Genomic DNA, 22,543 nt, shown 5'->3' with positions numbered 1-22,543 from the left:
GCCTTAAAATTATTAGTGTTTCTTTGCGGAAAAAATAACCCGCGCCAGTATATTCAGCAGTAGAACGCACAGGGTAATCAGCAATACCCCCGCCCAGGCCAGCTGCTGCCACTCGACAAACGGACTCATGGCGAACTTGAATATGGTGACCGGCAGGTTGGCGATCGGGTGCATCAGGTCCGTGCTCCAGAACTGATTGGAGAGCGAGGTAAACAGCAGCGGCGCGGTTTCCCCGGCAATGCGCGCTATCGCCAGTAAAATCCCGGTCATAATGCCGGAAACCGAGGCTTTCAGCGTGATGGCGGAAATCATCTTCCATTTCGGGGTTCCCAGCGCATACGCCGCTTCGCGCAGGCTGTCCGGCACCAGCTTGAGCATATTTTCCGTGGTGCGGATAACAATGGGTATCTGCAACAATGCCAGCGCAATCACCCCGGCCCAGCCGGAGAAGTGCTGCATTTTCGCCACCACCAGGGTATAGACGAACAGCCCGACCACGATGGACGGCGCGGAAAGCAGGATATCGTTAATAAAGCGAATCACTTCTGCGACCCATGATTTCCGCCCGTATTCCGCCAGATAGATACCGGCCATAATCCCCAGCGGCGTGCCCAACACCGTCGCCCACAGGATCAGCAGGCCGCTGCCGACAATGGCGTTCGCCAGCCCGCCGCCCGGACTATTCGGCGGCGGCGTCATTTCGGTAAATAACGCCAGCGACATGCCGTCCATCCCTTTGCTGATGGTTGAAAACAGGATCCACACCAGCCAGAAAAGGCCGAACGCCATGGTGACCATGGATAAACACAGGGCAATGCGGTTTTTATGACGCCGCCAGGCCTGCATTTTATGTCGCGAACGCGCCAGCGACGCTTGTTGTTCCGTGTTTAACGCAGCCATCAGCGCGTCCCCTCATTCTTTGTCAGACGCATAATCATCAACTTCGAACACGCCAGAACGATAAAGGTAATCATAAACAGGATCAGCCCCAGCTCCATCAGGGCGGCGGTATGCAGGCCGGACTCCGCCTCGGCGAATTCATTGGCCAGCGCCGAGGTAATACTGTTGCCGGGCATATACAGCGATATGCTGTCCAGCTGGTAGGTATTGCCGATAATAAAGGTGACCGCCATGGTTTCGCCCAGCGCGCGCCCCAGCCCCAGCATAATGCCGCCAATCACCCCGTTTTTGGTGTAAGGCAGAACGATATGCCAGATAACTTCCCAGGTGGTGCAGCCAATGCCGTAGGCGGACTCTTTCATCATCACCGGCGTCTGTTCAAACACGTCGCGCATCACCGCCGCGATGTACGGAATAATCATGATGGCCAGAATCACCCCGGCGGCAAGAATGCCGATGCCAAACGCCGGACCGGAGAACAGCGCGCCGACAATCGGGATACCGGACAGCACGCTGCCTAACGGCTGTTGGAAATATTTGGCGAACAGCGGCGCAAAAACAAACAGCCCCCACATGCCGTAGACGATGCTGGGGATGGCGGCCAGCAGCTCGATGGCCACCCCCAGAGGGCGCCGCAGCCAGCCCGGCGCCAGTTCGGTCAAAAACAGCGCGATGCCGAAGCTGATGGGTATGGCGATAATCAGGGCGATCAGCGAGGTGACAACGGTGCCGTAGATCGGCACCAGGGCGCCGAATTGCTCGGCCGGCGCATCCCAGTCTTTAGTCCACAGAAAGGAAAAACCAAATTTTTCGATGCTGGGCCAGGAGGCCACAATCAGGGAAACAATAATGCCCCCTAACAACAACAGCGTCACCAGCGCGGCCAGTTTCACCAGCGCGCCAAAAATGATATCGCCATGTTTCCCGGGGGCTTTGATAGTTGGCTTGTACTCAGCCATGCGTCTCTCTTCTCAATTTAACCGCGTTTGATACCAAAGTGCCGTTGGGGCAAAGAGGTCATCAGACCTCTTTGCCCCATTATCAATCCAGCAGCAACTTAGCTTACGGCCTTGCGATCAAACACAAGGCACCTGGTACGATTTTAATACAATTATGCTTAATGCAATTGTTTTTAATACTAATTATTCTTGATGCCGGTTATTTTCAATACAGCGCTTTACCGCTGCCGTCTTTGATATTGGCCTTCCAGGCGGCGCGGATCTGCTCTACCACTTCAGTGGGTAAAATAGCATAATCCAGTGCCGTTGCCTCATCGCCGCCTTTGGTATAAGCCCAGTCAAAGAACTTCAGCACTTCGGTGCCCAGCTCGGCTTTCGGCTGCTGTTTCTGCACCAGAATAAAGGTGGTTGAAGAGATCGGCCAGGCATCCTCGCCTTTCTGGTTGGTCAGATCCTGAGCGAAAGAGGCGCTCCAGTCTGCGCCTTTGGCCGCATTACTGAAACTTTCCCCGGTCGGGCTGACCACTTTACCGTCCGCGGAAACCAGTTTGGTGTAGGCCAGGTTATTCTGCTTGGCGTACGCGTATTCAACGTAGCCGATGGAACCGGGCAGACGCTGAACGAACGCGGCAATCCCGTCGTTGCCTTTGCCGCCCAGACCGGTCGGCCAGTTAACCGTGGAGCCGGAACCGATTTTTTCCTTCCACTCCGCATTCACTTTCGCCAGGTAGCTGGTGAACACGAAAGAGGTGCCCGAACCATCGGCGCGACGCACCACCGCAATATCCTGATCCGGCAGCTTGGCGTTCGGGTTCAGTTTGGTGATGGCGGGATCGTTCCACTTCTTGATTTTACCCAGGTAGATATCACCCAGCGTTTTACCGTCCAGCGTCAGATCGCCGGATTTGATGCCCGGAATGTTAACCGCCAGCACCACGCCGCCGATAACCGTCGGGAACTGGAACAGGCCGTCCTGCGCCAGCTTATCGTCGGACAGCGGCGCATCCGTCGCGCCGAAATCCACGGTCTTGGCGATAATCTGTTTTACGCCGCCTGACGATCCGATGCCCTGATAGTTGACTTTATTACCGGTTTCTTTCTGATAGGTGTCAGCCCATTTGGCATAGACCGGCGCGGGGAACGTCGCTCCGGCGCCGGTGAGATTGACGGCGGCAAAGGCGGAAACCGCCGTCAGCGAAAACGCCGCCGCGGCGATACTGGCGATAGTGGTACGCATGATTTTCATAATCCCTCCTGTGGGATAGCAAAAATGTCGACCCGGAGTCGTGATTAATCAGAGTGTAGTGTGCAGGAGGAAAAATAGGACAGTTGGGTGACAGTAAAATGTATGTAATGTGACAGTTTTATGACATAGCGGACGGTTCAGGCGCTTCTAGATGGAAAGGCGGATATAACTGGCTACATATACGCCACAGCCCAACATGGCGACGCGCGCCATTTTTCCGCCGTTATACGAAAAACATCATTGATAAACATACGTTTATCGATAAATTTACGTTTTGCTTATTTTGCGCATTCTGACTTGTTTTGCAGCATGGGCAAGGCGCTTCGTTCTGCAATACAGCGCAAAGATAAAAAAAGCGCGGCTATTCATTAACCAACGACTGATTATCAAACACCCCAAAACAATAAAAGCAAAAACGAATGTGGATAACGATAATTGGCCGTCAAATATTGCTTCACCTGACAAATATAAGATATGAAACAACCAGATAAAGGCCACGAATAAGTAAAGTCCTTTGTAAATCAAAAGCCCTCTGTTTTTGCCTCGAGCGACAAGATAGCTGGCGGTAAGAATAGAAACGCCGAAAACCATCATTGGAATAGCAAAAGAGATGAAATCCTCAAAAGGCCCCATATCAACCAACTGACTTACCAGAAAACTGAAATTTATGGCGCAGGAAACTACCAACAGCATAGTCAGAAAACTAAGTGCAAAGGGATTTTGTCGCGGTAACTGCGCCGGAGCTTTAGCAAAATAACGCTCCATCTTTATTGTTAAATGGGAAAGCAATGTTTCTTTTCCCTCATCAATGGCTGCATCAATCTCTCTCCCGTGTTCAATAAGTTCAGAGAAAGCTGTGCCGCAAAGAAAGGCAATGATTTTCATTTTATGATCGCCAGAGACTGTATGGTTCCAATTACATATTGTCCTGACCGCGCGACGTTACCAGGGGCAGCAACAATGCCGCTTACTGCGCTGCCAGTGAAGGCCATCATGCTGGTAATGGTATTCGTTAACTGCTTTTTTAATTCCATCTGGACAGGTTCAACCGGAAATCGTTTTGGATAGATTCCCGCGCGAATAGCCGCTTTTATTTCTTTATTGGAAATGCCGGGGTTTTGAGTTTTGATGATTTGCTCTGTAAGGCGAGCGCGATCCTGGCGCGGGTAGCCTTTCAGCCATTCGGTGGCTTTAAGGGAAGAGATGGATTTCATCGTTCTGTAAGTCGCGATCGCTTCTTTTAACGCCCCGCCAGCTGCTGCGAGTGATAGCATATCAAGCGCAGTAGACGTCGCTATATACCATTCTTGTGAGTCCAGCCACAAAATATCTTCGGCATCACCCCGATTGATTTTGTAGAGGCGATAAGCGCCAGAACCACACTGAGCCAACGTCGCGGCGGAACCCGCATACCCCAAAGCAACCAGAGCACCACTGGCTCCACCTGTAATAGGTACTGCCGTTGCCCCCATAACAGAAATAAAAACAGTTATGACTAATGCGCCACAGGATAATGCCGTAGAAGCCAGTTCTACTCCAACAGAAGGCTCTGCGACCGCTTTCTCTATGCTTTTTTCCACCGCATGTGGATTGATTTGCGGTACCCGGTTAACAACCACATGCGTTACCTCACTATGCGACGGATTGGCATAGCGGCGAGAAGGGCGAACCAGAAAACTGCGGGCGCCATCATTGAAAATGATGCCGGCCTGATTGAACGTTCGATGGCAATCCATCGCCTGCCCCAGCGCTTTAAAATCAAAGTCTACGCCGGCGCTATTTCCCATCCACCGGGAAAAATCGTAATTCATTAATCCTTGTTCAGCAGAATAATTCAGCACAGTCATTATCTATCTCCATCCGTTGGGGAAAATTAGCGACAATCAATATATAAGACCATTAACACACCGTAAACATTCGTAATACTGACCCCGTCATTCCTGCAGGTTCCCGCCTTCGAGAGGAGGAATATTTCTGATATCAATGTATTAGCTGAAAGCAGATCCCCGCTTTCGCGAGGATGACGATGGAGATGAAGGGTTTGTCAGCAACTTTGCCTAACGGATCGGTTGCCCCGTTATCCCAATTTACCTCCAGCGGCGGAAAATCAGCGAGGTATTGATGCCGCCAAAGGCAAAGTTATTGGACTGCACATAGTCGGTGTCGATATAACGCGGCTCGTCCATAATATAATCCAGCGCACCGCAGTCTTCCGCCGGCTGCCGCAGGTTGAGGGTGGGGGCAAACCAGCCTTCGCGCATCATTTCAATGCTCATCCAGGCTTCCAGCGCGCCGCAGGCGCCCAGGGTGTGGCCGAAATAACTTTTCAGGGAAGAGATCGGCGTCGCGTCGCCGAAAACCGCCGCCGTCGCCAGACTTTCCGCCACGTCTCCGCGATCCGTCGCCGTGCCGTGCGCATTGATATAACCGATATCGCCAGCGCTCAGCCCCGCGCAGCGCAGTGAACCCTCGATACAAATCTGCATAGTTTCGCGCTGCGGCTGGGTGATGTGCGCCGCATCGCAGTTGGTATAGAACCCCACCAGCTCGGCGTAAATGGTCGCCCCGCGCGCCTGCGCATGCTCCAGCTCTTCCAGCACCAGCGTTCCCGCGCCCTCGCCGATCACCAGCCCGTCGCGCCCGGCGTCGAAAGGCGACGGCGTAGTGTGCGGGGCGTCATTGCGCTGGCTGGTGGCGAACAGAGTGTCAAACACCGCCGCCTCCGAAGGGCACAGCTCCTCCGCGCCGCCGGCGACCATCACCGTCTGGTAGCCGTGGCGAATCGCTTCCCAGGCGTAGCCAATCGCCTGGCTGCCGGAGGTACAGGCGCTGGAGGTGGGGATAACGCGGCCGCGCAGGCCGAAGAACAGCCCGGCGTTCACCGCCGTGGTGTGCGGCATCATCTGTACGTAGGTGGTGCCGGTAATATTGTTGGTGTGTTTTTCCGTCAGCATGGTGGCGAAATCGCTCACCGGCCCGGTGCTGCCCGTCGACGAGCCGTAGGCGATGCCGGCTTCTCCGCTGGTCAATACCGGATGCTCCAGCAGCCCCGCCTGTTGCAGCGCCAGCTCGGTGGCGCGCGTCGCCATCAGCGAGACGCGCCCCATGGAGCGAATGCGTTTACGGGTGTAGTGCTCCGGCGGCGTGAAATCATCAATCGGCGAGCCCAGCTGCGTATTCAGGCCGTCGTACACCCGCCACTCCGGCATCTTGCGTATCGCATTGCGCCCGGCGCGCAGGCCGTCGGACACGCGCTGCCAGGACTCGCCAAACGCGGTCACGCCGCCCATTCCCGTTACCACCACACGACGCATCACAGCATCCCTCCGTTAATAGAAATCACCTGACGCGTTACGTATCCGGCGATATCGGACATAAGATAACTCGCCAGCCCCGCCACCTCATCCGCCTGCCCCATGCGTTTCATGGGGATCATTTTCATCGCATCTTCAACGGCTACCGGCTCCATTTGAATCATGCCGGTATCGATCAATCCGGGGGCGATGCAGTTGACGGTAATTTTCCGCTTCGCCAGTTCGACGGCCAGCGCCTTGGAAGCGCCGATAATCCCGGCCTTCGCCGCGCTGTAGTTAACCTGCCCGCGGTTGCCCATGATCCCGGAAACCGAGGACAGGGTGATGATGCGTCCCCCCTGGCGCAGGCCGATCATCGGCATCACGCAGGGGTGAATCACGTTATAGAAGCCGTCGAGATTGGTGTGGATCACGCTGTCCCAGGCGTGGTCGTCCAGCGCGGGAAAGGCGCCGTCGCTGGTGATGCCGGCATTGCTGACCACGCCGTAATAGGCGCCGTGCGCCTCGATATCCTGCCCGATAACCGCGCGACACGCCTCCCGGTCGGCGATATCGAACCCGAGGATACGGCCGGCGCCGTTGGCGTCGAGGATGCGGCGCAGCGTATCTTCAGCGCCGTCTCTGTCGCGGTGGTAATGCACCGCGACGGTAAAACCGTCCGCCGCCAGGCGCAGGGCGATGGCTCGACCAATCCCCTTACTGGCGCCGGTTACTAACACGCTACGCGTCATGACTCTTTTCCCTGTGCTAAAAGTTGCTTTAATTCGTGGTCGTCGGGCTGATAGGTATTGAGCCTGCCGGAGGCGTATTTTTCACCGTTAATCCTGATTTCGCCGTCAAAACAGCCGATTTTTTCATCACGCATCAATAGGGTCACGCTCACATCAAGCTGCGACGCGGCGGGAAAAAACGCCTGACGGCAGCGATAACCCCGCCCCCCCAGCAGCATGCCGGGACGCGGTTTTTGATCATGATTGTGGCGAGCGTGCCAGCCCGCCCACACCCCAATCGTCTGGGCGATGATTTCAATGCCGAACCAGGCGGGCAGATGCCCTTCGCTATCCAGAAAAGGCGCCAGAATGCCGTCGCGGCTCACCGCCACCCGGCAGAGGGCGTGTTCATTATCGACGTGGATCACCTCGTCCACCAGCACCATCGGCGATTCGTGGGGCAGATAGCTCGCCGCCGGCAGATAGTCAGCCATGGGCTTTCCCCACAATCAGGCAGGCGTTATTGCCGCCAAAGGCAAAGGAGTTGGACAGGATGACCGGGCGGGCAAGCCGCCCCGGTTCGCTGAGCAAACCGCAGGGCGGCAGCGTTTCATCCCGCGCACCCTGTGAAAAATCCTGCGGCGGCAAGGGAAGATCGCGCGTCAGCAGCAGCCAGCAGATGGCCGCCTCGCAAATACCCGCCGCGCCCAGCGTATGGCCGGTCAGGTGCTTGGTGGAACTACAGGGCACGCGCTCGCCAAAGATTGACTGCACCACTTTCGCCTCGATCCGATCGTTAAGGCGCGTCGCCGTGCCGTGCAGATTGATGTAGCCGATATCCTCGGGCCGTAGCCCGGCGTGCGCCAACGCCATGCGGATCGCCCGCGCCGCGCCTTCCCCTTCGGGATGCGGCGCCGACATATGGTGCGCATCGGAAGATTCGCCGACGCCGAGCAGCGATACGCCGTCAGGCTCGCCGCTAATCAGCATCAAGGCGGCCCCTTCGCCAATGGTAATCCCGTTGCGCCGCTCGCTGAACGGCTGGCAGCGCGTCGGCGACAGGGACTCCAGACTGTCGAAGCCGTTGAGCGGCATGCGGCTCAGCGTGTCCGCGCCGCCGACGATCGCCGCATCCGCCAGCCCGGCGTCAATCAGCCGTTTCCCGCTGATCAGCGCCCTGGCGCTGGAAGAGCAGGCGGTGGAAAGGGTATAGGCCGGGCCGTTCAGCCGCAGATAGGCGGCCAGAAAACGCGAGGGATCGCCCAGCTCCTGCTGGGCATAACGATAGCCCGGCAGATTACTGCTGACGTAGCGGTCGGCTTCGTCCAGACCCGAGGTGCTGGTCCCCAGGATCACGGCGACGCGATCGGCGCCAAACCGGGCGATGGCCTTATCCACCTGCGGGCGGATTTGCGCCAGCGCCGCCAGCAACAGTCGATTATTACGGCTGTCGTGCTCGGCCAGCGCCGGCGGTATCGCCGGCAAATCCGCATCGACGCTGCCGGTCCAGCACGCTTTCCCCTGCACCAGCCAGCCGCTGTCGGGGCGCATGCCCGGCGCGACGCCGCCGGCCAGGTTGTCGGCTATCTCATCCAGCGTGTTGCCCAACGCGTTAAGCGCACCCACAGCGTTAATGTAAATCATGCTAGCCGTCCAGATGTTGAATAACGATATGGTAACCAAAGGCGAACTGCTGAACGCTGATGGGCTCACGCCGATCGTTGCGCGTCATATAACGAATTTCCGTAATCAAATTGCCGCGATTATCTCGCAGCTGCCTGCTGTCGCCATTATCCCGTAGCGTCCAGCCGGCGGGAAGCTGTTTCTGCCATAGGGCTATCGGCCAGTGGCTCAGCATAATATCCGCCAGCACCTGGCCGGCCGGCGGCATCTGCGGCAGCACGATGGACTGCTCGGTGCGGATGCCCTGCGCGTCATAGGTCATCAGAAACAGGCGAATACCGATTGAGGAGAGCCCGACCAGAGAGAGCTGTTTGTCGTCGGCGCTTAGCATCACCAGCAGCGACTGCCGCTTGCCGCCAAAGGTTCCGGTCAACAGCTGTTGCTCATTGACGGCCGGCGTAATGCCCGGCGCGGGCAGCGTCACTTTCACCCCCGGCTTGAGCCACGCCTGCGGGCGGTTGTCGTCATGCTTGCCGGCGCAGCCGCTCAGCAACAGCGCGCCGACCAGCAATAGCCCGCATCGTAAAAATGTCATTTTCTTTTCCCTTTTGAATCAGGCAACGCCAGCGGCGCCAGCAGAAAGGCGGTAAAAATACCGCTGCACAGCACAATGCCAAAGCTGCCGATGGCCGGCGTGCTGCTGAACACCAGCATGCCGAGCGTCAACAGCGCCACGCACATCGCCAGCGTAACCGCCAGCAGCGAGGTCATCGGCGTGCCGCGCGGATTGCTGAAAAACAGCGTGTAGTTAATGCCGATGCCCAGCACCAGCACCAGGGCCAGCAATGAAAACAGGTTCAGCGTATGGCCGCTCAGCGCCAGCGCCGCCAGCCCGCCGCCCAGCGACAGCAGCGAAGGCACCACGCTCAGCAGCCCGCGGCGCGGCCCCAGACGCAGGACATAGCTCAGGGCAATCGCCGCCAGCGCCGCCGCCAACAGCCAGCCCAGCATCACGCGGTAAAAACCGAACAGCTCATCGAAGCTGCTTTTGCGGTCAATCCACGCCACGCCGGGCAGCGTTGTCGCCAACTGGGCCAGCGCAGCGCCGTCGCCGACGCCGCCGACCGGCACCAGCACCCCGCTTTTTCCCTCCGCCAGCGACAGCCACAGCAGCCGCCACCCTTCGCTTATCGGGCTGTTCAGCCAGGTTTCGGGCGTTACCGGCATCGGCTGAACATCTGGCGGCGCCGCCTCCACGCCCGCCTCGTTAAGACGTCCGATCACCGTTGGCGCCGCCGCCGCAATCAGCTGCGCATCGCGCTGCTGCTGCCGCAGCGAAGAGAGCGGCAGCAGGCGGTAGCTGGTTAACCACCCGTTCCGCTGCGCGTCGCGCAGTTTGGGCGCCAGCTGCTCCAGCCGCTGCAGGGTCTGCTGCGCGCTGTCGCCGTAGACCACAAACCAGGTTTGATCGGCGCTCTGTCCCGTCAGCGCGGTTATCTGTCTCTCCTGCTGCATTAACGCCGCCGGCAGCGCCTGAAGCTGCGAAATATCATCGTTCACCTCCAGCCGCAGCAGCCCGGCCGCGGAGATAATCAGCAGCGCCAGCGGCAGCCCCCAGCGAAGCTTGCGGTTACGCCGCCAGGCGGCCAGCCAGCGCCCCATCGGCACCATGGCGGGAACCGGCCGTACCGGCAGGCCCCTGACCAGAAAAGGATACCAGCACACCACCGTCAGGCAGGACGCCGTCAGCCCCGTCGCCGCAAATACCGCCAGCTGCCGTAAACCGGGAAACGGCGCCAGCGCCATCATCAGATAGGCGATCGCCGCCGTCCCCAGCGCCAGCAGCAAGGCGGGCAGCACTTTTCTCAGGCTCTCAAGCGCCGAAACGCTGCCGCCGTGCACCATGCGCTCGGTCAGGTAGTAGAGGGTGTAGTCCGCCGAAATGCCGACAATGCTGATGCTCATCACCAGCGTCATCAGATGCAGCTCGCCGAACAGCAGCAGCGTAAACACCGTTCCCGCCAGCGCGCCAATCCCCACCGACAGCGCGCACAGCAGCAAAGGCCGCGGGGAGCGAAACACCGAGAAAATCAGCAGCAATACCCCCGCCACCGTCGCCGCGCCAAGGGTGGAGACATCATGCTTCGCCTGCTGGCTGGCATGGTTGCTGAACAGCACCGTACCGCGCGTCAGCACCTCGGCGGCGGGGAACCGCGCGTGGAGCGACGCCTTGAGCTCCTCAAGCTTATCCACCAGCTGCCGGTTATGCTGCATATCGAACGAACCGCCGCGCAGCTCGCCGTGCAGGAAATACCAGCTGCGGCCCTGCGCATCTTTAGCGCTCAGCCAGCCCTGCGACAGCCCCAGCCGGCTGGCGTTTTGCTGCATCGCCAGCTGCGAGCCGCGCACCAGCATCAGCGGGTCGTGACGCAGTTCGTTGCCGCTTACCCCGGCGAACGCCGAGTAAAGCTGCGCCAGCACCCAGTCCGCCTGCGCGCCGCCGCCGTTTTCCAGCCGGGCGCGCGCGGCGGGATCAACCAGCCCGTTGCGATGTTCAAATACGAACTTTCCCCATTGCTGCTGCCGATCGGCGTCAATCGGGCCTTTAACGTTTTGCAGCTCGGGAAGCGCCCGCAGCCGTTGCAGCCACCACTCGGCCACCGCCGGGTCCGCCCGCTCGCCGGACGTCACCAGCCACACCATCTGCCGGTCGAGGCGCTGCATAAACCCCTGCTGCAGTTCGGGGGGAATGGCGCCCATCGACTGCTGCGGCAGCAGCGCCAGCACGCTGCTGTTGATCTGCGCCTTCGGCAACAGATAGAGCAGCGCGGCGATCAGCGCAATACAGCACATTCCCCAGAAAACGGCCGCCCGGCGCACCCGGTTAGAAAACGAAACGCCGCTGCTCGTCATCGCTTAACGTCCTGGGTGTGAGCCGTTGATTGCTCAGGGTAATTCTGGTCATATCGCCCTGGCGATCGTCCAGTTCGATAGCGTCGAGAAACTCGCCGCCGTTCAGCGTGATGGCGTTGAACAGCTTATCCAGCGGCGAGGTTTTCGGCGTCAGCGCCAGCCGCCACCGCCCTTGGCCGAGATCGCTGAAGCCGATGGCGAAGTTTTGCTCCAGCACGCGGCGATCGGCCTGAAACAGGGCGCGCAGCAGGTGATTGAACTGAAACATCTGCGGATTGTTTTCCGCGGTGACGATCTGCGGCGGCTGATCGTTCATCACCTGCACCATGCGCGTATCATCCAGCACCATGGTCAGGGAGAACGGTATGGCCTGGTGCCACCACAGCCCCTTGTCCTGGGCGATTAACAGCTGGCCGCTGGATTTAAGCGGTTTCGCCATGCCCTTGATGGCGCGCAGCTGGGTAAAGTCGGCGCGCACCACCGGCTGACTGCTGAACCGCTGTTGCAGCTCGTCCAGCGTGACGCCCTGCGCCGCGCCGCTTAACAGCAGTAAAACCGCAACCATTATTCGTATCATGGCGTCACTCCGAGGCGCTCAAATAAAATGGGGGGAGAAACAAAACTCAGTTCGCGGCTCCCTTCCTCCACCGCCACCTGAATCGTATAGCCGGTGGTGGTGCGCCGGCCGCTTTGCGCGTCGAAAATCTGGTAGACGATGCGCAGACGGTTTTCCACTTCGTCGACGGTGGCCCGTACGCGAATACGCTGTTCATAGGTCAGCGCCGCGCGGTACTTCACCCGCGTATCCACCACCGGCCAGACATAGCCGGAAGCCTTCATCTCGCGGTAGCCGTAGTTGAACTTGCTGAGCAACGCCTCGCGAGCCACTTCGAAAAAGCGAAAATAGTTGCCGTGCCAGACCACGCCCATGGGATCGCAGTCGTGGAAAGAGACCGTCAGTTCTACCTCATGGCTTAAACGGGGATCGTTTAACACTGTTACTCCTTTTTCCCAGCGGTCGGCCTGTTATCCGGCAGACTCCAGAAATCAAAAAAATTAAACCAGTCGAGGGGGGACTTCAGCGCATAGTGCGCCAGGCGTTCGGCGTAGCGATCGACCGCCTGCTGCAAGGCTTGCTGACGGGTGGCCCGCGGCAGCGCCAGGGGGTCGGCAAACGGCTCGCAGTAAACGCGCAGCGTTTGGCCTTCACGCAGCACGAACATCAGCAGTACCGGGCAGCGCAACGCCGCCGCCAGCACGAAAGGCCCCTGGGGAAAAGGCGCCTCGCGGCCGAGAAAACGGCTCCACACCACGCGCCGCGCCCCGCCGCGCTGGCGGTTGACCGCCGTGCGGTCGCCCACGATCGCCACCCACTCGCCGGCATCCAGCTTTTGTTGCAGCAATATGGCGGTGTCCGGACCGATATCGCTGACCGGGATAAGGTTCACCCCCGCCTGCGGCGCTATCTCTTCCAGCAGCCGTTTAAAACGCCGCGAGTTTTCGGTGAACACCAGCGCATTGATCGCCAGCCCGCTCACCTGCTGCGCCAGCGCCCGGCAGACTTCGATATCGCCAAGGTGGGACGCCAGGATCAACTGCCCGCGTTGTCGCCCCCGTTCAATGGTCTCGCGGGCGCCGGGGGCGAAATCAATCTCTTTACCCCAGCGTAAGTCCCCGCGCCAGCTGGCGATTTTATCCAGCATCGCCTGACCGAAACGCAGAAAATGGCGATAGCTGTTGAGCGGTTTAGGCAAAGCCACCTCATGCCGACGCGCGTAATCGGTTACCTGACGCAGCCACGCCTGCGACGCCTGGCGCTGCGCGCTGCCGGTAAGCCAGTAAAAGGCGATCACCGGCCAGAGAAACAGGGTAAACGCCCCGCGCCCCAGCAGCCGATAAACCGCCAGCATAAAACGCATACCGAGCAACCCCTTGCGCTCGCCGACGCTCGACCAGTGCGCCTGGCGGCGGCGCTTCAGCAGCGCGGGGATACGCGGCAGCATGCCGAAAAACAGCCGGGCGTGCATGCGGGAGATACGCAGGTTATCGCGCAGCGCATCGAAATGAGACAGCCCGTTGTGCGGATAGATCACCGCCGTCTCGACGAAGCGGCTGGGCGTTCCCGCCCAGTAAAGCCGCACCATGATTTCGGTATCGAAATCCATCCGTCGCCCCACGGGCTGCCGGGCGATCAGGGACAAGGCGGCGTCGACCGGGTAGACCCGAAATCCGCACATGCTGTCCTGCAGGGAAAGTGAGAGCGTTTCAATCCACACCCAGATATGGGTGATATAGCGCCCGTAAAGGCGCGATTTCGGCACCGACTCGTCGTAAACCGGCCGGCCGGAGATCAGAGAGTCGGGATAACGTTTCGCCTGCGCCAGCAGGCGCGGCGCGTCCTCAATCCGGTGCTGTCCGTCGGCGTCCACCTGCAGCGCATGGCTATGCCCGGCCTGCGCCGCGGCCTCCAGACCGCGGATTACCGCCGCCCCTTTGCCGCCATTCCGCGCCAGACGCAGCAGAACGACGCCGTCGTTTTCCGCGGCCAATTGCTCCAGCACGCTTTGCGTCGGTGCGGCGCTGCCGTCATCGACGATGAAAATCGGCAGGGAAAGCGCCGCCAGGCGCGCCATAACGTCGCGCATCATGGCGCCGTGGTTATAGCAGGGGATCACCACGCAGGGTGAGAACGGGCCATTCACTGACATGGGCTTAATTCCGGCATAGTTTTATTTTTCCGCTGCTGGCGATCTTCTCCGTTTCACCGTCCGGAATATGGTAGCTGAAAGCGAGACACTGCTTCCCGGCATGCCACGTCAACGCCAGGCGCAGAGTGTAGCCGGGCAGAATCGGCTGCTGGAACTTGATGTTTTCCACCGCCGAAAACCGCCAGCCCGGCGCCAGCAGCTCAACGCCGTAATGCAGCGCCCAGTCCAGCTGCGCCACGCCGGGTAATAACGGCAGACCGTGAAAATGTCCTTTAAACCACAACAGATCCGCCGCCGCCAGCAGGGTAAGCTCGGCCCGCGGCTGCGCGATCCGCCGGGAAAGCTCAACGGGTAGCATGAAATAACGCCTGTATCTGCGGCCAGGCGCGTTTGCTCTGGCTGTTATGGGGAATAACCTCGACGACGCGCCAGAAACGCGGCATCGCCAGCGGCTCCAGCCATTGATGCAGCTGATGCCGCCATTGGCGCTTGAGCCGCGGCAGATCGGCGGCCAGCGCCGGCGAGGTCAGCACCAGCACCACGCCGATGCCGCTGCGCTCGGGGCGCGCGATAGGCAGCGCGACGGCGTCGGCGATTTCCGGCAGATCGAGCAAACGCCGCTCGATCTCGCTGAGGGAGATGCGCTTATCTTCTATTTTAACCACCCGATCGTGCCGTCCGCAGAGCTGAAAGTTCCCCGCGTCGTCAAACGCCAGCCGGTCATCCAGCTTCTGCCCCGCCGGATGCGGGATCAGCGCCGAGCGCGCCCACCAGCTATCCTGCTCGTCAGGCGACAACGACACGCCGGCGAACAGCCGCCACGGCGTATTTTCAGCCCGGCGGGAGCGCCAGGCCAGCACGCCGGTTTCCGTGCTGCCGTATATTTCATCAACCGGGGCGGCGAACCAGCGCTGCGCCGTCTCGGCGTTCGTCCAGGGCAGGACGCCGCCGGCGGAAACGATCAACCGACAGGAGGGCGGGGCGAGCGAATGGTCGATGCGCCGCAAAAAAGCCGGGCTGCTGATAAAAACATAGCGCCGCTGCCGGTCCTGGGCGGTTAGCTGTTCGGTATACAGCAGTTGCCGGCTGTCGAAACGCAGGCCCAGCGCCATCGGCAGCCAGATGCGGAAGGTGAGCCCATACATATGCTGGTGGGTCACCGAGGCGACAACGCAACAGCCTTGCAATCGCTCCCCCCAGCATTGCGCCAACCAGCGCGACTCCTCATCCAGACAGCGCACCGGTTTTACCACCTGCCGCGGTTTGCCGGTCGATCCGGAGGTAAAAAGCACGATGCGGGCGTCATCCGCGATCTCGGGCAGGGCGGCGTCGCTGCCTTGATCGCCGGCGGTTACCTTAAATAGGGGGCAGGACAGATTGATTGAGGCATCGGTCAGCAGGCCGTCGAATTCGTCGGCCTGCTCCTGCAGCACCGACTGCCGGCAGTGCCCGGGAATAACCGGAACCTTTCCCGCATGCAGCGCCGCCAGTAACCCGATGGTAAAATGGTAACTGTCCTCAAAGCACAGCGCCCAGCGCGACTCTTTGCGGCCGAGCAGCTGCTGGCACAGTTGCGCCACCTGCCGTTTCAACATCTCCAGCGTGAAGGCGCGCGCGCCATTGCCGGCGACAATGCGCTGCGCATCGTCATCGCCGTTCAGCCAGTCGCCGATAGCCCGGGGGGTAACGCGACTCATGCCTGTCTTCTCACCCGCTGGCGTACTAGCCATTCGCCCCCCATCAATAGTCCCATCAGCAGATAGCTGACCATGCCGTTCCATAACGCCCACCAATGAACATTGCCGACCAGGCAAGTCAGTACGGCGATAGCGCCGTTAACAATAAAAAACAGGCACCAGATCTGCGTTACGCGGCGCGTATAGGCGACGGCCCGCGCCGGGAGTTCCGCCTCCCGCAAACGGGCAAGGCGCTCCACCAGCGGCATTCCGCTATACAGGGAGCCGCCAAACAGCAGCAACAGCGCGGCATTGACCGCCACCGGATACCACAATAACCATTGGCCGTCGCGCAGCAGCAAGCCGGCAAGCGACAGCGCCGCCCCCGTTGCCGCCAGCAGCAGCCCCGTCCCCTTGAACAGGTGTTTATCGCCCCGCAAGGTGGCGAAGCGCAGAATAAACGTCAGCGCCAGCACCGGCAGCAGCCAGCGATGATCGGGGCGGGTAACGCTGAACCACACCAAAAAAGGCCAGGTCAGCGTCATCAGCCAGCTCAGGCCGTTTATCAGCGTTCGCATCGCCCGCCCGCACGGTTAGCCTTCATTAATCAGGCGTTCCACCGCATCCGCCACGTCCTGCACGGTACGCACCGATTTAAAGGTTTCCGGCGAAATTTTGCGGCCGATGCGTTTTTGCAGATGCACCACCATATCCACCGCGTCGATGCTGTCCAGTTCAAGATCTTCATACAGGCGCGACTCCGGCTTGATGTCATCCGCCTCCAGCTCGAACAGTTTGACCAGCAGGCCGGTAATTTCCTGATAAATTTCGTTTTTATCCATTATTGACTCATTATTCTATTATCAGGCACCCACTGCGCGCTGAGTGTTAATGAAAGCGGCCAGGGTCGCAACGGAAAAAAAGTGCCGGCGCATCTCTTCGCTTTCCGCGGAAAGCACCACGCCATAGCGATTTTTTACCGCCAGCCCCAGCTCAAGGGCATCGATGGAATCCAGACCGAGGCCGTCGCCGAACAGCGGCGCATCGGTTTCAATTTCATCGACGCTAACGTCTTCCAGATTCAGAGATTCAATAATCATCTGTTTGATTTCAATGAATATATTTTCCATGCCTTTTCCCGAATAATTATATTTTTTCTGGTGTTAAAGATTGTTGCAAAAGGCGGTTCAGACGACGCGCAGCCAGAGGATGCGGGTCTTCCTGCGCCATAAAAGTCTTATTGGCGATGCGTTCGCGCACGCTGACCGTGAAATAGGGTTTCTCCGGCGGAATATGATACCAACGACTTTGCTTATCCAACATCCTCTGACTACAGCGAATGTGCACGATGCGCAAATCACAGCCGCAGCGCACGGCGATATTGGCGGCGCCGCGTTGCAACACCGGCGGCTCGCCGTAACGCGTGCGCGTGCCTTCGGGAAAAATAACGATCACATCCCCGTTCTCCAGCCTTTGCCGACAATCGGGCAGCAGCGTCTCGGACTGGCTGTTGAGCAGATAATTTGCCGAGCGGATAACGCCCCGAATAAAGAGATTATGCTGCAGCTCGGCTTTAACCAGGCAATCCACATCCGGCATCACCGAGGCCAGCAACACGTAGTCAATTAACGACGGGTGGTTGGCGACCACCAGACAGCCGCGATCGGTTCGCAAGGTTTCAATTCCGTCGATTCTGTAATCCAGCACCCCCAGCGTACGCAAGATGCGCAAAAAGAAGCGAAAACTGGCCGATATGCTGCGGCGCGCCAGCTGGCGGCGGCGAAGGGCGTCGCGCTGGATCAGCAGCAGATTGAACCACACCAGCGACAGCAGTAAACCGCCGAGGCCAAACATCACAAAACAGCAGCCGGTCATCATTAGCCGCCATAAACGATTTAAACGCGATGATGAACGCAATACCAATGAAGACTCAGACATCGCGCCGCTCCCACTGCCAGTTGAGCCGTTCACCGCGGATAGTGAACGCGGACTCGCCCGCCAGAAACGCATGCAAAAACCGCAGGCTTTGCGGTAGTTCCGGCTCTTCACGCCGCGCCGCGGGCGATGATTGACAGCTGACCTCCTCGCCGCGGCCCAACAGCAGGGCGACGGCATAAGGATAGCGAGGCATCCGCGGCGGAATATGCGAATGATAAAAGTCGGGGATCGCGCCGTCGAAATCCACCAGCAAAACGTTCTGATAACCGGCCGCCTGCAGCGCCGCGACCTCAACCAATCCCTGCTGGAAAGAGTCGATGCCCGCCGCCAGCGATGTCGATACCAGCGGCGCCGCGGCGGCAATGGTCAGGCTTCCTACCGCCGCATTGTGAACCGACATGGCAAAATCGGTAGGGGAAATATTTTCATTGCGCGACAGCGCCAGCAGAATTCGCAGATTACGTTCCAGCTCGCCGTGACGCGAGGTAAAAACAACCGCCTCGACGGACTGACGGCGCAGCAGCGCCAATCCGCAATCCACCGCCAGACGGCTGCCGCTGTTTAAACGACGCGCCGTCATCATCGGCAGCTGGCGACATTTCTCCAGCGGACGATCGGCGTCTATCGCCGCCGGCAGCATCGCCCAGCGCCGCCAGTCGTCGATATCGCCGATCCCCGGCGCGCCGGCCTGCCAGTCAAGGATTGAAAAAGCGAGTTTCATACTATTGTTCTTCCGGTGTTACATAAACCAGCGGCACGCATGCCATATTACTACCGTCGCTGTTTATTGCTTTTTACAGATAAGCAGGGTGTGGCCGATACCCAGGCCGTCAATTTGCTGCTCCACGACAAATCCCGCGGCGCTCAACAGCGGCAAAAAGCGCCGGGCCGCATAAAAACGGCTGGTGCCGTTGGCAAGACAGGTAAAATAGAGCGAAGAGGCGTTCAGGCTGAAAGCCGCGGCCTCCCACTGTTGGCGATCCCAGAAAATCTCCAGAATACAGACGCGCGCGTCCGCTTTCATCGACCGCGCGATTTTGCGCAGAATGGCGACGATTTGCGCCTCGCCAAAACAGTCGAGAAACTGGCTCATCCACCAAATATCCGCCTCGCCCGGCAACGGACCATCCGCCAGCATATCCACCGCCACGCCGCAAATACGATCGGAATTGCCTGTATCTGCAATATTTGACGTCGCCAGCGCTATTTGCTCAGGCAGATCAAGAATGGTAATCCGCACGTCGGGATCGTAGTCGCAACAGCGTAGCGCCCACTTACCGGTATTTCCCCCCACGTCGTACAGGCGTCGCGGCTTTTGCCGAAAAATATGCGGCAAGGCGGCATCGAACGCGGCGTCGGAGTAGAAATGATCAAAAGCGAACCAGCTCTTTTTCGCCTGCGGCGGCAGCTGACTCAAGGCAGGGTAAATAGTCGGCCACTCGCCGAAAACCTTTAATCCCGCGGGCTTATTTTTCGCCAGCGCTTCATCAAGATAAAACATCCCCTGGTAACAAACGTCCTGGGTAAAGTCCATATTGACGCGGGTCATGCGATCGTGAAGCAGGTAGTGACCGATTTTGGACAAAAAGTAGGCGTCATCGCGCTGAATGACAATGCGTCCGCTAAGGCCGACGTCCAGCAGCAGTTCAACCGCATAGCGGCTTAGCGTGGTGATATTGACGATATCATCCAGGCTCGCTCCTTGCTGGCCGCACTTATCCAGAAACGCCAGAATACCGTGATTACGCAGGTTGATAGCCGCCTGAAACAGCATCGGCGCGAAAGCGATACGCTGAGCTTCGGTAATGGCGTCCAGCGCGCTGACATTATCTTTGTCATATCCGTAGGACACGATGATTTCCCTTGAGGTGGCAAATGCGACTAAGCGAAAAAACCAAAACAGCCGAATAGCGCCTATTCGGCTGGTAAAAATTATTTAATCTGCTGTCCCGCCAGTTTTAATTGAATTTCACGGTCCAGGTTATTTATCCAACGATTATAATTGCGGTGAATTTTCCCGCCGCTCGCCAACAGATTCTGACTGCCGACGTAATTGATGGAATAGCTGGTTGGTGAGTAATTAATACGAATATCGGCAGCATGACCGCGCTGATCGATGCGGCCGTTGATAACGCCCGGCGAAACGGGCGTCATTACCCATTCACGCTCCATACCGGCCTGAAGAATGGCCTTTCTTACCTGATCGCTGGTGTAATTCGCCGTAATCGGCTTGGTCACATTCGCCACGGGGGCGGTGCGGGCACAGCCGGTCAACGCCAAAACACAGGCCAACCCTACGAAAATAAGCTGTTTTTTCATAAAATCCCTATCAATTGATAAACATTGAACCGCCCAAAAGTACCGGCGCCTGATGCAAAACTAATAATTAGCGCATCATGCAAACTATTTTACACAAAATAGATATAACTTGACAAAAATATGTCATTGCCGGCTCTCTGCCGTCGAATAAAACCCATGCGGGGAAAAAAGGTCATAGCGTAAAAAAGACAAAAAAATCCGCCCGATGGAAACCCGCTAACCGGGTCGCCACCAGGCGGATGGGATTTTAACGCTAGGGTTTATTCCACCGTGACCGACTTGGCCAGATTACGCGGCTGATCGACGTCGGTGCCTTTGATCAGCGCAACGTGGTAAGCCAGTAATTGCAGCGGCACGGTATAGAAGATCGGCGCAATCACCTCTTCAATGTGCGGCAGCGGAATAATTTTCATATTTTCGCTGCTGACGAAGCCGGCGTCCTGGTCGGCGAAGACATACAGCTCGCCGCCGCGGGCGCGCACCTCTTCAATATTGGATTTCAGTTTTTCCAGCAGTTCATTATTCGGCGCCACCACCACCACCGGCATATCCGCATCAATCAGCGCCAGCGGCCCGTGTTTCAGTTCACCGGCGGCGTAGGCTTCGGCGTGAATATAGGAGATTTCCTTCAGCTTCAGCGCCCCTTCCATGGCGATCGGATACTGGTCGCCACGACCCAGGAACAAGGCGTGATGCTTATCGGAGAAACCTTCCGCCAGCGACTCGATAAGGCTGTCCTGCGACAGCATCTGCTCGATACGCGCCGGCAGCGCCTGCAAGCCGTGCACAATATTGTGCTCAATCTGCGCATCCATGCCGCGCAGACGGCCGATACGCGCCACCAGCATCAACAGCACGGTTAGCTGGGTGGTGAACGCCTTGGTGGAAGCCACGCCGATTTCAACGCCCGCTTTGGTCATCAGCGCCAGATCGGACTCGCGCACCAGCGAAGAGCCCGCCACGTTGCAAATAGCCAGCGATCCCAGATAGCCCAGCTCCTTGGACAAACGCAGCGCCGCCAGGGTGTCCGCGGTTTCTCCCGACTGCGACAACGTAATCATCAGGCTGTTTTTACGCACCGCCGGTTGGCGATAGCGAAATTCGGAGGCGATCTCCACGTCGCACGGCACGCCCGCCAGCGCTTCGAACCAGTAGCGGGACACCATGCCGGAGTTGTAAGAGGTGCCGCAGGCGATGATTTGCACATGCTCGACCTTCGCCAACAGTTCATCCGCCTGCGGGCCCAATTCAGAAAGATTGACCTCGCCGTGGCTGAAACGCCCTTCGAGGGTGTTCTTGATCGCCACCGGCTGCTCATAGATCTCTTTCTGCATATAGTGACGATAGGCGCCCTTGTCGCCGGCGTCGTAACTGACTTTCGAGTCGATCTCTTCACGTTCGGCAAGGTTGCCGGCTTTATCAAATACGCGCACGTCGCGGCGCGTAATTTCAGCCACATCGCCCTCTTCCAGGAAGATAAAGCGGCGGGTAACCGGCAGCAGCGCCAGCTGGTCGGAAGCAATAAAGTTTTCCCCCACGCCGCGGCCGATAACCAGCGGGCTGCCTGAACGCGCGGCCACCAGTACGCTCGGGTCGCGGCTATCCAGCACCACCATGCCATAGGCGCCGCGCAGCTGCGGGATAACGCGCTTGACCACCTCAACCAGCGAACCGCCCTGCTTCTGTTCGAAATGAACCAGATGCGCCACCACTTCGGTATCCGTTTCCGAAACGAAGCGATAGCCGCGTTCAATCAGCAGTTCACGCAGCGGTTCATGGTTTTCGATAATACCGTTATGGACGATGATAATATTTTCAGAAACATGGGGATGCGCATTAGCCTCCGAAGGTTCGCCGTGGGTTGCCCAACGGGTATGGGCAATCCCGGTGCCGCCATGCAGCGCATGCTCTTCGGCCGCCTGGGCCAGAATCTGAACCTTTCCCAACCGCCGCAGACGGGCGACCTGCCCTTCGTTGTCGACCACGGCCAGACCGGCGGAGTCGTAACCACGGTATTCAAGACGGCGTAAACCTTCCAACAGAATTTCTGCAATATCACGTTGCGCAACAGCGCCTACAATTCCACACATCGATTGTATTCCTATTAAAGTGACATATTGTGTCACCGGATATGTCTTAGACCTGATTGTTCCGGTTTTTCCGGATTCCCCGAGCCTGGTAGAGAGTTGGGGATTATTATGTTTTGCCTTGCGCTTGTTATGACGATGGCAAACGCA

At 58.6% G+C, this 22,543-nt stretch carries 24 protein-coding genes; all 24 read right to left on the bottom strand.

The genetic code is table 11. The features are described 5' to 3' along the window. Positions 1-12: 12 nt before the first annotated feature. Entirely contained in the window at positions 13-900 is an 888-nt protein-coding gene (gene pstA / locus DDT56_RS00255) for a phosphate ABC transporter permease PstA (protein WP_136164525.1), read from the bottom strand. Beyond that, the gene (gene pstC / locus DDT56_RS00250) at positions 900-1,859 is read right to left on the bottom strand and encodes a phosphate ABC transporter permease PstC (RefSeq protein ID WP_136164524.1); all 960 of its coding nucleotides are present in this window, start codon (positions 1,857-1,859) and stop codon (positions 900-902) included. The genes pstA and pstC overlap by 1 nt, the downstream gene beginning before the upstream one ends. Positions 1,860-2,064: 205 nt before the next feature. Then, positions 2,065-3,105: a phosphate ABC transporter substrate-binding protein PstS gene (pstS, locus tag DDT56_RS00245; RefSeq protein ID WP_136164523.1), complete on the bottom strand. Its 1,041-nt coding sequence runs from the start codon at positions 3,103-3,105 to the stop codon at positions 2,065-2,067. Between the two features lie 267 nt (positions 3,106-3,372). Beyond that, positions 3,373-3,990 (bottom strand): hypothetical protein, encoded by a 618-nt coding sequence (locus DDT56_RS00240; protein WP_136164522.1) that lies wholly within the window; start codon positions 3,988-3,990, stop codon positions 3,373-3,375. Further along, positions 3,987-4,952: an Ssp4 family T6SS effector gene (locus tag DDT56_RS00235; protein ID WP_136164521.1), complete on the bottom strand. Its 966-nt coding sequence runs from the start codon at positions 4,950-4,952 to the stop codon at positions 3,987-3,989. Before DDT56_RS00235 ends, DDT56_RS00240 begins: the two co-directional genes overlap by 4 nt. A 240-nt stretch (positions 4,953-5,192) precedes the next feature. Further along, positions 5,193-6,419, bottom strand: a complete 1,227-nt coding sequence (locus DDT56_RS00230) for a beta-ketoacyl-ACP synthase (protein ID WP_136164812.1) — start codon at positions 6,417-6,419, stop codon at positions 5,193-5,195. After that, entirely contained in the window at positions 6,419-7,150 is a 732-nt protein-coding gene (locus DDT56_RS00225) for a 3-ketoacyl-ACP reductase FabG2 (RefSeq protein WP_136164520.1), read from the bottom strand. Before DDT56_RS00225 ends, DDT56_RS00230 begins: the two co-directional genes overlap by 1 nt. Next, positions 7,147-7,623, bottom strand: coding sequence for a hotdog family protein (locus tag DDT56_RS00220; RefSeq protein WP_136164519.1), 477 nt, complete (start codon positions 7,621-7,623; stop codon positions 7,147-7,149). Before DDT56_RS00220 ends, DDT56_RS00225 begins: the two co-directional genes overlap by 4 nt. Continuing rightward, positions 7,616-8,773 carry a beta-ketoacyl-[acyl-carrier-protein] synthase family protein gene (locus DDT56_RS00215; protein WP_136164518.1) on the bottom strand — a complete coding sequence of 386 codons (1,158 nt, stop codon included), beginning with the start codon at positions 8,771-8,773 and terminating at the stop codon, positions 7,616-7,618. The genes DDT56_RS00220 and DDT56_RS00215 overlap by 8 nt, the downstream gene beginning before the upstream one ends. 1 nt (position 8,774) lies before the next feature. Next, positions 8,775-9,347: a DUF3261 domain-containing protein gene (locus tag DDT56_RS00210; RefSeq protein WP_136164517.1), complete on the bottom strand. Its 573-nt coding sequence runs from the start codon at positions 9,345-9,347 to the stop codon at positions 8,775-8,777. After that, positions 9,344-11,665, bottom strand: a complete 2,322-nt coding sequence (locus DDT56_RS00205; RefSeq protein WP_136164516.1) for an MMPL family transporter — start codon at positions 11,663-11,665, stop codon at positions 9,344-9,346. Before DDT56_RS00205 ends, DDT56_RS00210 begins: the two co-directional genes overlap by 4 nt. Next, a complete protein-coding gene (locus DDT56_RS00200; protein ID WP_136164515.1) occupies positions 11,637-12,242 on the bottom strand; it encodes a LolA family protein in 606 nt (201 codons plus the stop codon). The genes DDT56_RS00205 and DDT56_RS00200 overlap by 29 nt, the downstream gene beginning before the upstream one ends. Then, positions 12,239-12,661, bottom strand: a complete 423-nt coding sequence (locus DDT56_RS00195; protein WP_136164514.1) for an acyl-CoA thioesterase — start codon at positions 12,659-12,661, stop codon at positions 12,239-12,241. The genes DDT56_RS00200 and DDT56_RS00195 overlap by 4 nt, the downstream gene beginning before the upstream one ends. A gap of 2 nt (positions 12,662-12,663) precedes the next feature. After that, entirely contained in the window at positions 12,664-14,373 is a 1,710-nt protein-coding gene (locus DDT56_RS00190) for a glycosyltransferase family 2 protein (RefSeq protein WP_136164513.1), read from the bottom strand. A gap of 4 nt (positions 14,374-14,377) precedes the next feature. Beyond that, a complete protein-coding gene (locus DDT56_RS00185; RefSeq protein WP_136164512.1) occupies positions 14,378-14,731 on the bottom strand; it encodes an ApeI family dehydratase in 354 nt (117 codons plus the stop codon). Beyond that, entirely contained in the window at positions 14,718-16,070 is a 1,353-nt protein-coding gene (locus DDT56_RS00180; RefSeq protein ID WP_136164511.1) for an AMP-binding protein, read from the bottom strand. The genes DDT56_RS00185 and DDT56_RS00180 overlap by 14 nt, the downstream gene beginning before the upstream one ends. Continuing rightward, on the bottom strand, positions 16,067-16,627 hold the full coding sequence (locus DDT56_RS00175; RefSeq protein ID WP_136164510.1) for a COG4648 family protein: 561 nt from the start codon (positions 16,625-16,627) through the stop codon (positions 16,067-16,069). Before DDT56_RS00175 ends, DDT56_RS00180 begins: the two co-directional genes overlap by 4 nt. Before the next feature lie 15 nt (positions 16,628-16,642). Beyond that, positions 16,643-16,891 carry an acyl carrier protein gene (locus DDT56_RS00170; protein ID WP_009115064.1) on the bottom strand — a complete coding sequence of 83 codons (249 nt, stop codon included), beginning with the start codon at positions 16,889-16,891 and terminating at the stop codon, positions 16,643-16,645. Positions 16,892-16,912: 21 nt separating this feature from the next. Next, complete coding sequence (locus tag DDT56_RS00165) at positions 16,913-17,179, bottom strand: phosphopantetheine-binding protein (RefSeq protein ID WP_009115063.1); 267 nt, start codon at positions 17,177-17,179, stop codon at positions 16,913-16,915. A 16-nt stretch (positions 17,180-17,195) separates the two neighbouring features. After that, positions 17,196-17,987, bottom strand: a complete 792-nt coding sequence (locus DDT56_RS00160) for a lysophospholipid acyltransferase family protein (RefSeq protein WP_136164509.1) — start codon at positions 17,985-17,987, stop codon at positions 17,196-17,198. Continuing rightward, on the bottom strand, positions 17,980-18,708 hold the full coding sequence (locus DDT56_RS00155) for a beta-ketoacyl synthase chain length factor (protein ID WP_136164508.1): 729 nt from the start codon (positions 18,706-18,708) through the stop codon (positions 17,980-17,982). The genes DDT56_RS00160 and DDT56_RS00155 overlap by 8 nt, the downstream gene beginning before the upstream one ends. 63 nt (positions 18,709-18,771) lie before the next feature. Next, complete coding sequence (locus DDT56_RS00150; RefSeq protein ID WP_136164507.1) at positions 18,772-19,839, bottom strand: methyltransferase; 1,068 nt, start codon at positions 19,837-19,839, stop codon at positions 18,772-18,774. Between the two features lie 80 nt (positions 19,840-19,919). Next, positions 19,920-20,306 carry a hypothetical protein gene (locus tag DDT56_RS00145; RefSeq protein WP_136164506.1) on the bottom strand — a complete coding sequence of 129 codons (387 nt, stop codon included), beginning with the start codon at positions 20,304-20,306 and terminating at the stop codon, positions 19,920-19,922. 260 nt (positions 20,307-20,566) lie between these two features. Then, positions 20,567-22,396 carry a glutamine--fructose-6-phosphate transaminase (isomerizing) gene (glmS, locus tag DDT56_RS00140; protein ID WP_136164505.1) on the bottom strand — a complete coding sequence of 610 codons (1,830 nt, stop codon included), beginning with the start codon at positions 22,394-22,396 and terminating at the stop codon, positions 20,567-20,569. Positions 22,397-22,543: the final 147 nt, after the last annotated feature.

The sequence above is a fragment of the Brenneria corticis genome (assembly GCF_003115855.1).
GTDB lineage: Bacteria > Pseudomonadota > Gammaproteobacteria > Enterobacterales > Enterobacteriaceae > Brenneria > Brenneria corticis.
This window is presented reverse-complemented; position numbering and strand designations above follow the sequence as displayed.

Coding starts and splice junctions, on each gene's coding strand:
- pstA (WP_136164525.1), bottom strand. CDS start 900: ATGGCTGCGTTAAACACGGAACAACAAGCGTCGCTGGCGCGTTCGCGA.
- pstC (WP_136164524.1), bottom strand. CDS start 1,859: ATGGCTGAGTACAAGCCAACTATCAAAGCCCCCGGGAAACATGGCGAT.
- pstS (WP_136164523.1), bottom strand. CDS start 3,105: ATGAAAATCATGCGTACCACTATCGCCAGTATCGCCGCGGCGGCGTTT.
- DDT56_RS00240 (WP_136164522.1), bottom strand. CDS start 3,990: ATGAAAATCATTGCCTTTCTTTGCGGCACAGCTTTCTCTGAACTTATT.
- DDT56_RS00235 (WP_136164521.1), bottom strand. CDS start 4,952: ATGACTGTGCTGAATTATTCTGCTGAACAAGGATTAATGAATTACGAT.
- DDT56_RS00230 (WP_136164812.1), bottom strand. CDS start 6,419: ATGCGTCGTGTGGTGGTAACGGGAATGGGCGGCGTGACCGCGTTTGGC.
- DDT56_RS00225 (WP_136164520.1), bottom strand. CDS start 7,150: ATGACGCGTAGCGTGTTAGTAACCGGCGCCAGTAAGGGGATTGGTCGA.
- DDT56_RS00220 (WP_136164519.1), bottom strand. CDS start 7,623: ATGGCTGACTATCTGCCGGCGGCGAGCTATCTGCCCCACGAATCGCCG.
- DDT56_RS00215 (WP_136164518.1), bottom strand. CDS start 8,773: ATGATTTACATTAACGCTGTGGGTGCGCTTAACGCGTTGGGCAACACG.
- DDT56_RS00210 (WP_136164517.1), bottom strand. CDS start 9,347: ATGACATTTTTACGATGCGGGCTATTGCTGGTCGGCGCGCTGTTGCTG.
- DDT56_RS00205 (WP_136164516.1), bottom strand. CDS start 11,665: ATGACGAGCAGCGGCGTTTCGTTTTCTAACCGGGTGCGCCGGGCGGCC.
- DDT56_RS00200 (WP_136164515.1), bottom strand. CDS start 12,242: ATGATACGAATAATGGTTGCGGTTTTACTGCTGTTAAGCGGCGCGGCG.
- DDT56_RS00190 (WP_136164513.1), bottom strand. CDS start 14,373: ATGTCAGTGAATGGCCCGTTCTCACCCTGCGTGGTGATCCCCTGCTAT.
- DDT56_RS00185 (WP_136164512.1), bottom strand. CDS start 14,731: ATGCTACCCGTTGAGCTTTCCCGGCGGATCGCGCAGCCGCGGGCCGAG.
- DDT56_RS00180 (WP_136164511.1), bottom strand. CDS start 16,070: ATGAGTCGCGTTACCCCCCGGGCTATCGGCGACTGGCTGAACGGCGAT.
- DDT56_RS00175 (WP_136164510.1), bottom strand. CDS start 16,627: ATGCGAACGCTGATAAACGGCCTGAGCTGGCTGATGACGCTGACCTGG.
- DDT56_RS00170 (WP_009115064.1), bottom strand. CDS start 16,891: ATGGATAAAAACGAAATTTATCAGGAAATTACCGGCCTGCTGGTCAAA.
- DDT56_RS00165 (WP_009115063.1), bottom strand. CDS start 17,179: ATGGAAAATATATTCATTGAAATCAAACAGATGATTATTGAATCTCTG.
- DDT56_RS00160 (WP_136164509.1), bottom strand. CDS start 17,987: ATGTCTGAGTCTTCATTGGTATTGCGTTCATCATCGCGTTTAAATCGT.
- DDT56_RS00155 (WP_136164508.1), bottom strand. CDS start 18,708: ATGAAACTCGCTTTTTCAATCCTTGACTGGCAGGCCGGCGCGCCGGGG.
- DDT56_RS00145 (WP_136164506.1), bottom strand. CDS start 20,306: ATGAAAAAACAGCTTATTTTCGTAGGGTTGGCCTGTGTTTTGGCGTTG.
- glmS (WP_136164505.1), bottom strand. CDS start 22,396: ATGTGTGGAATTGTAGGCGCTGTTGCGCAACGTGATATTGCAGAAATT.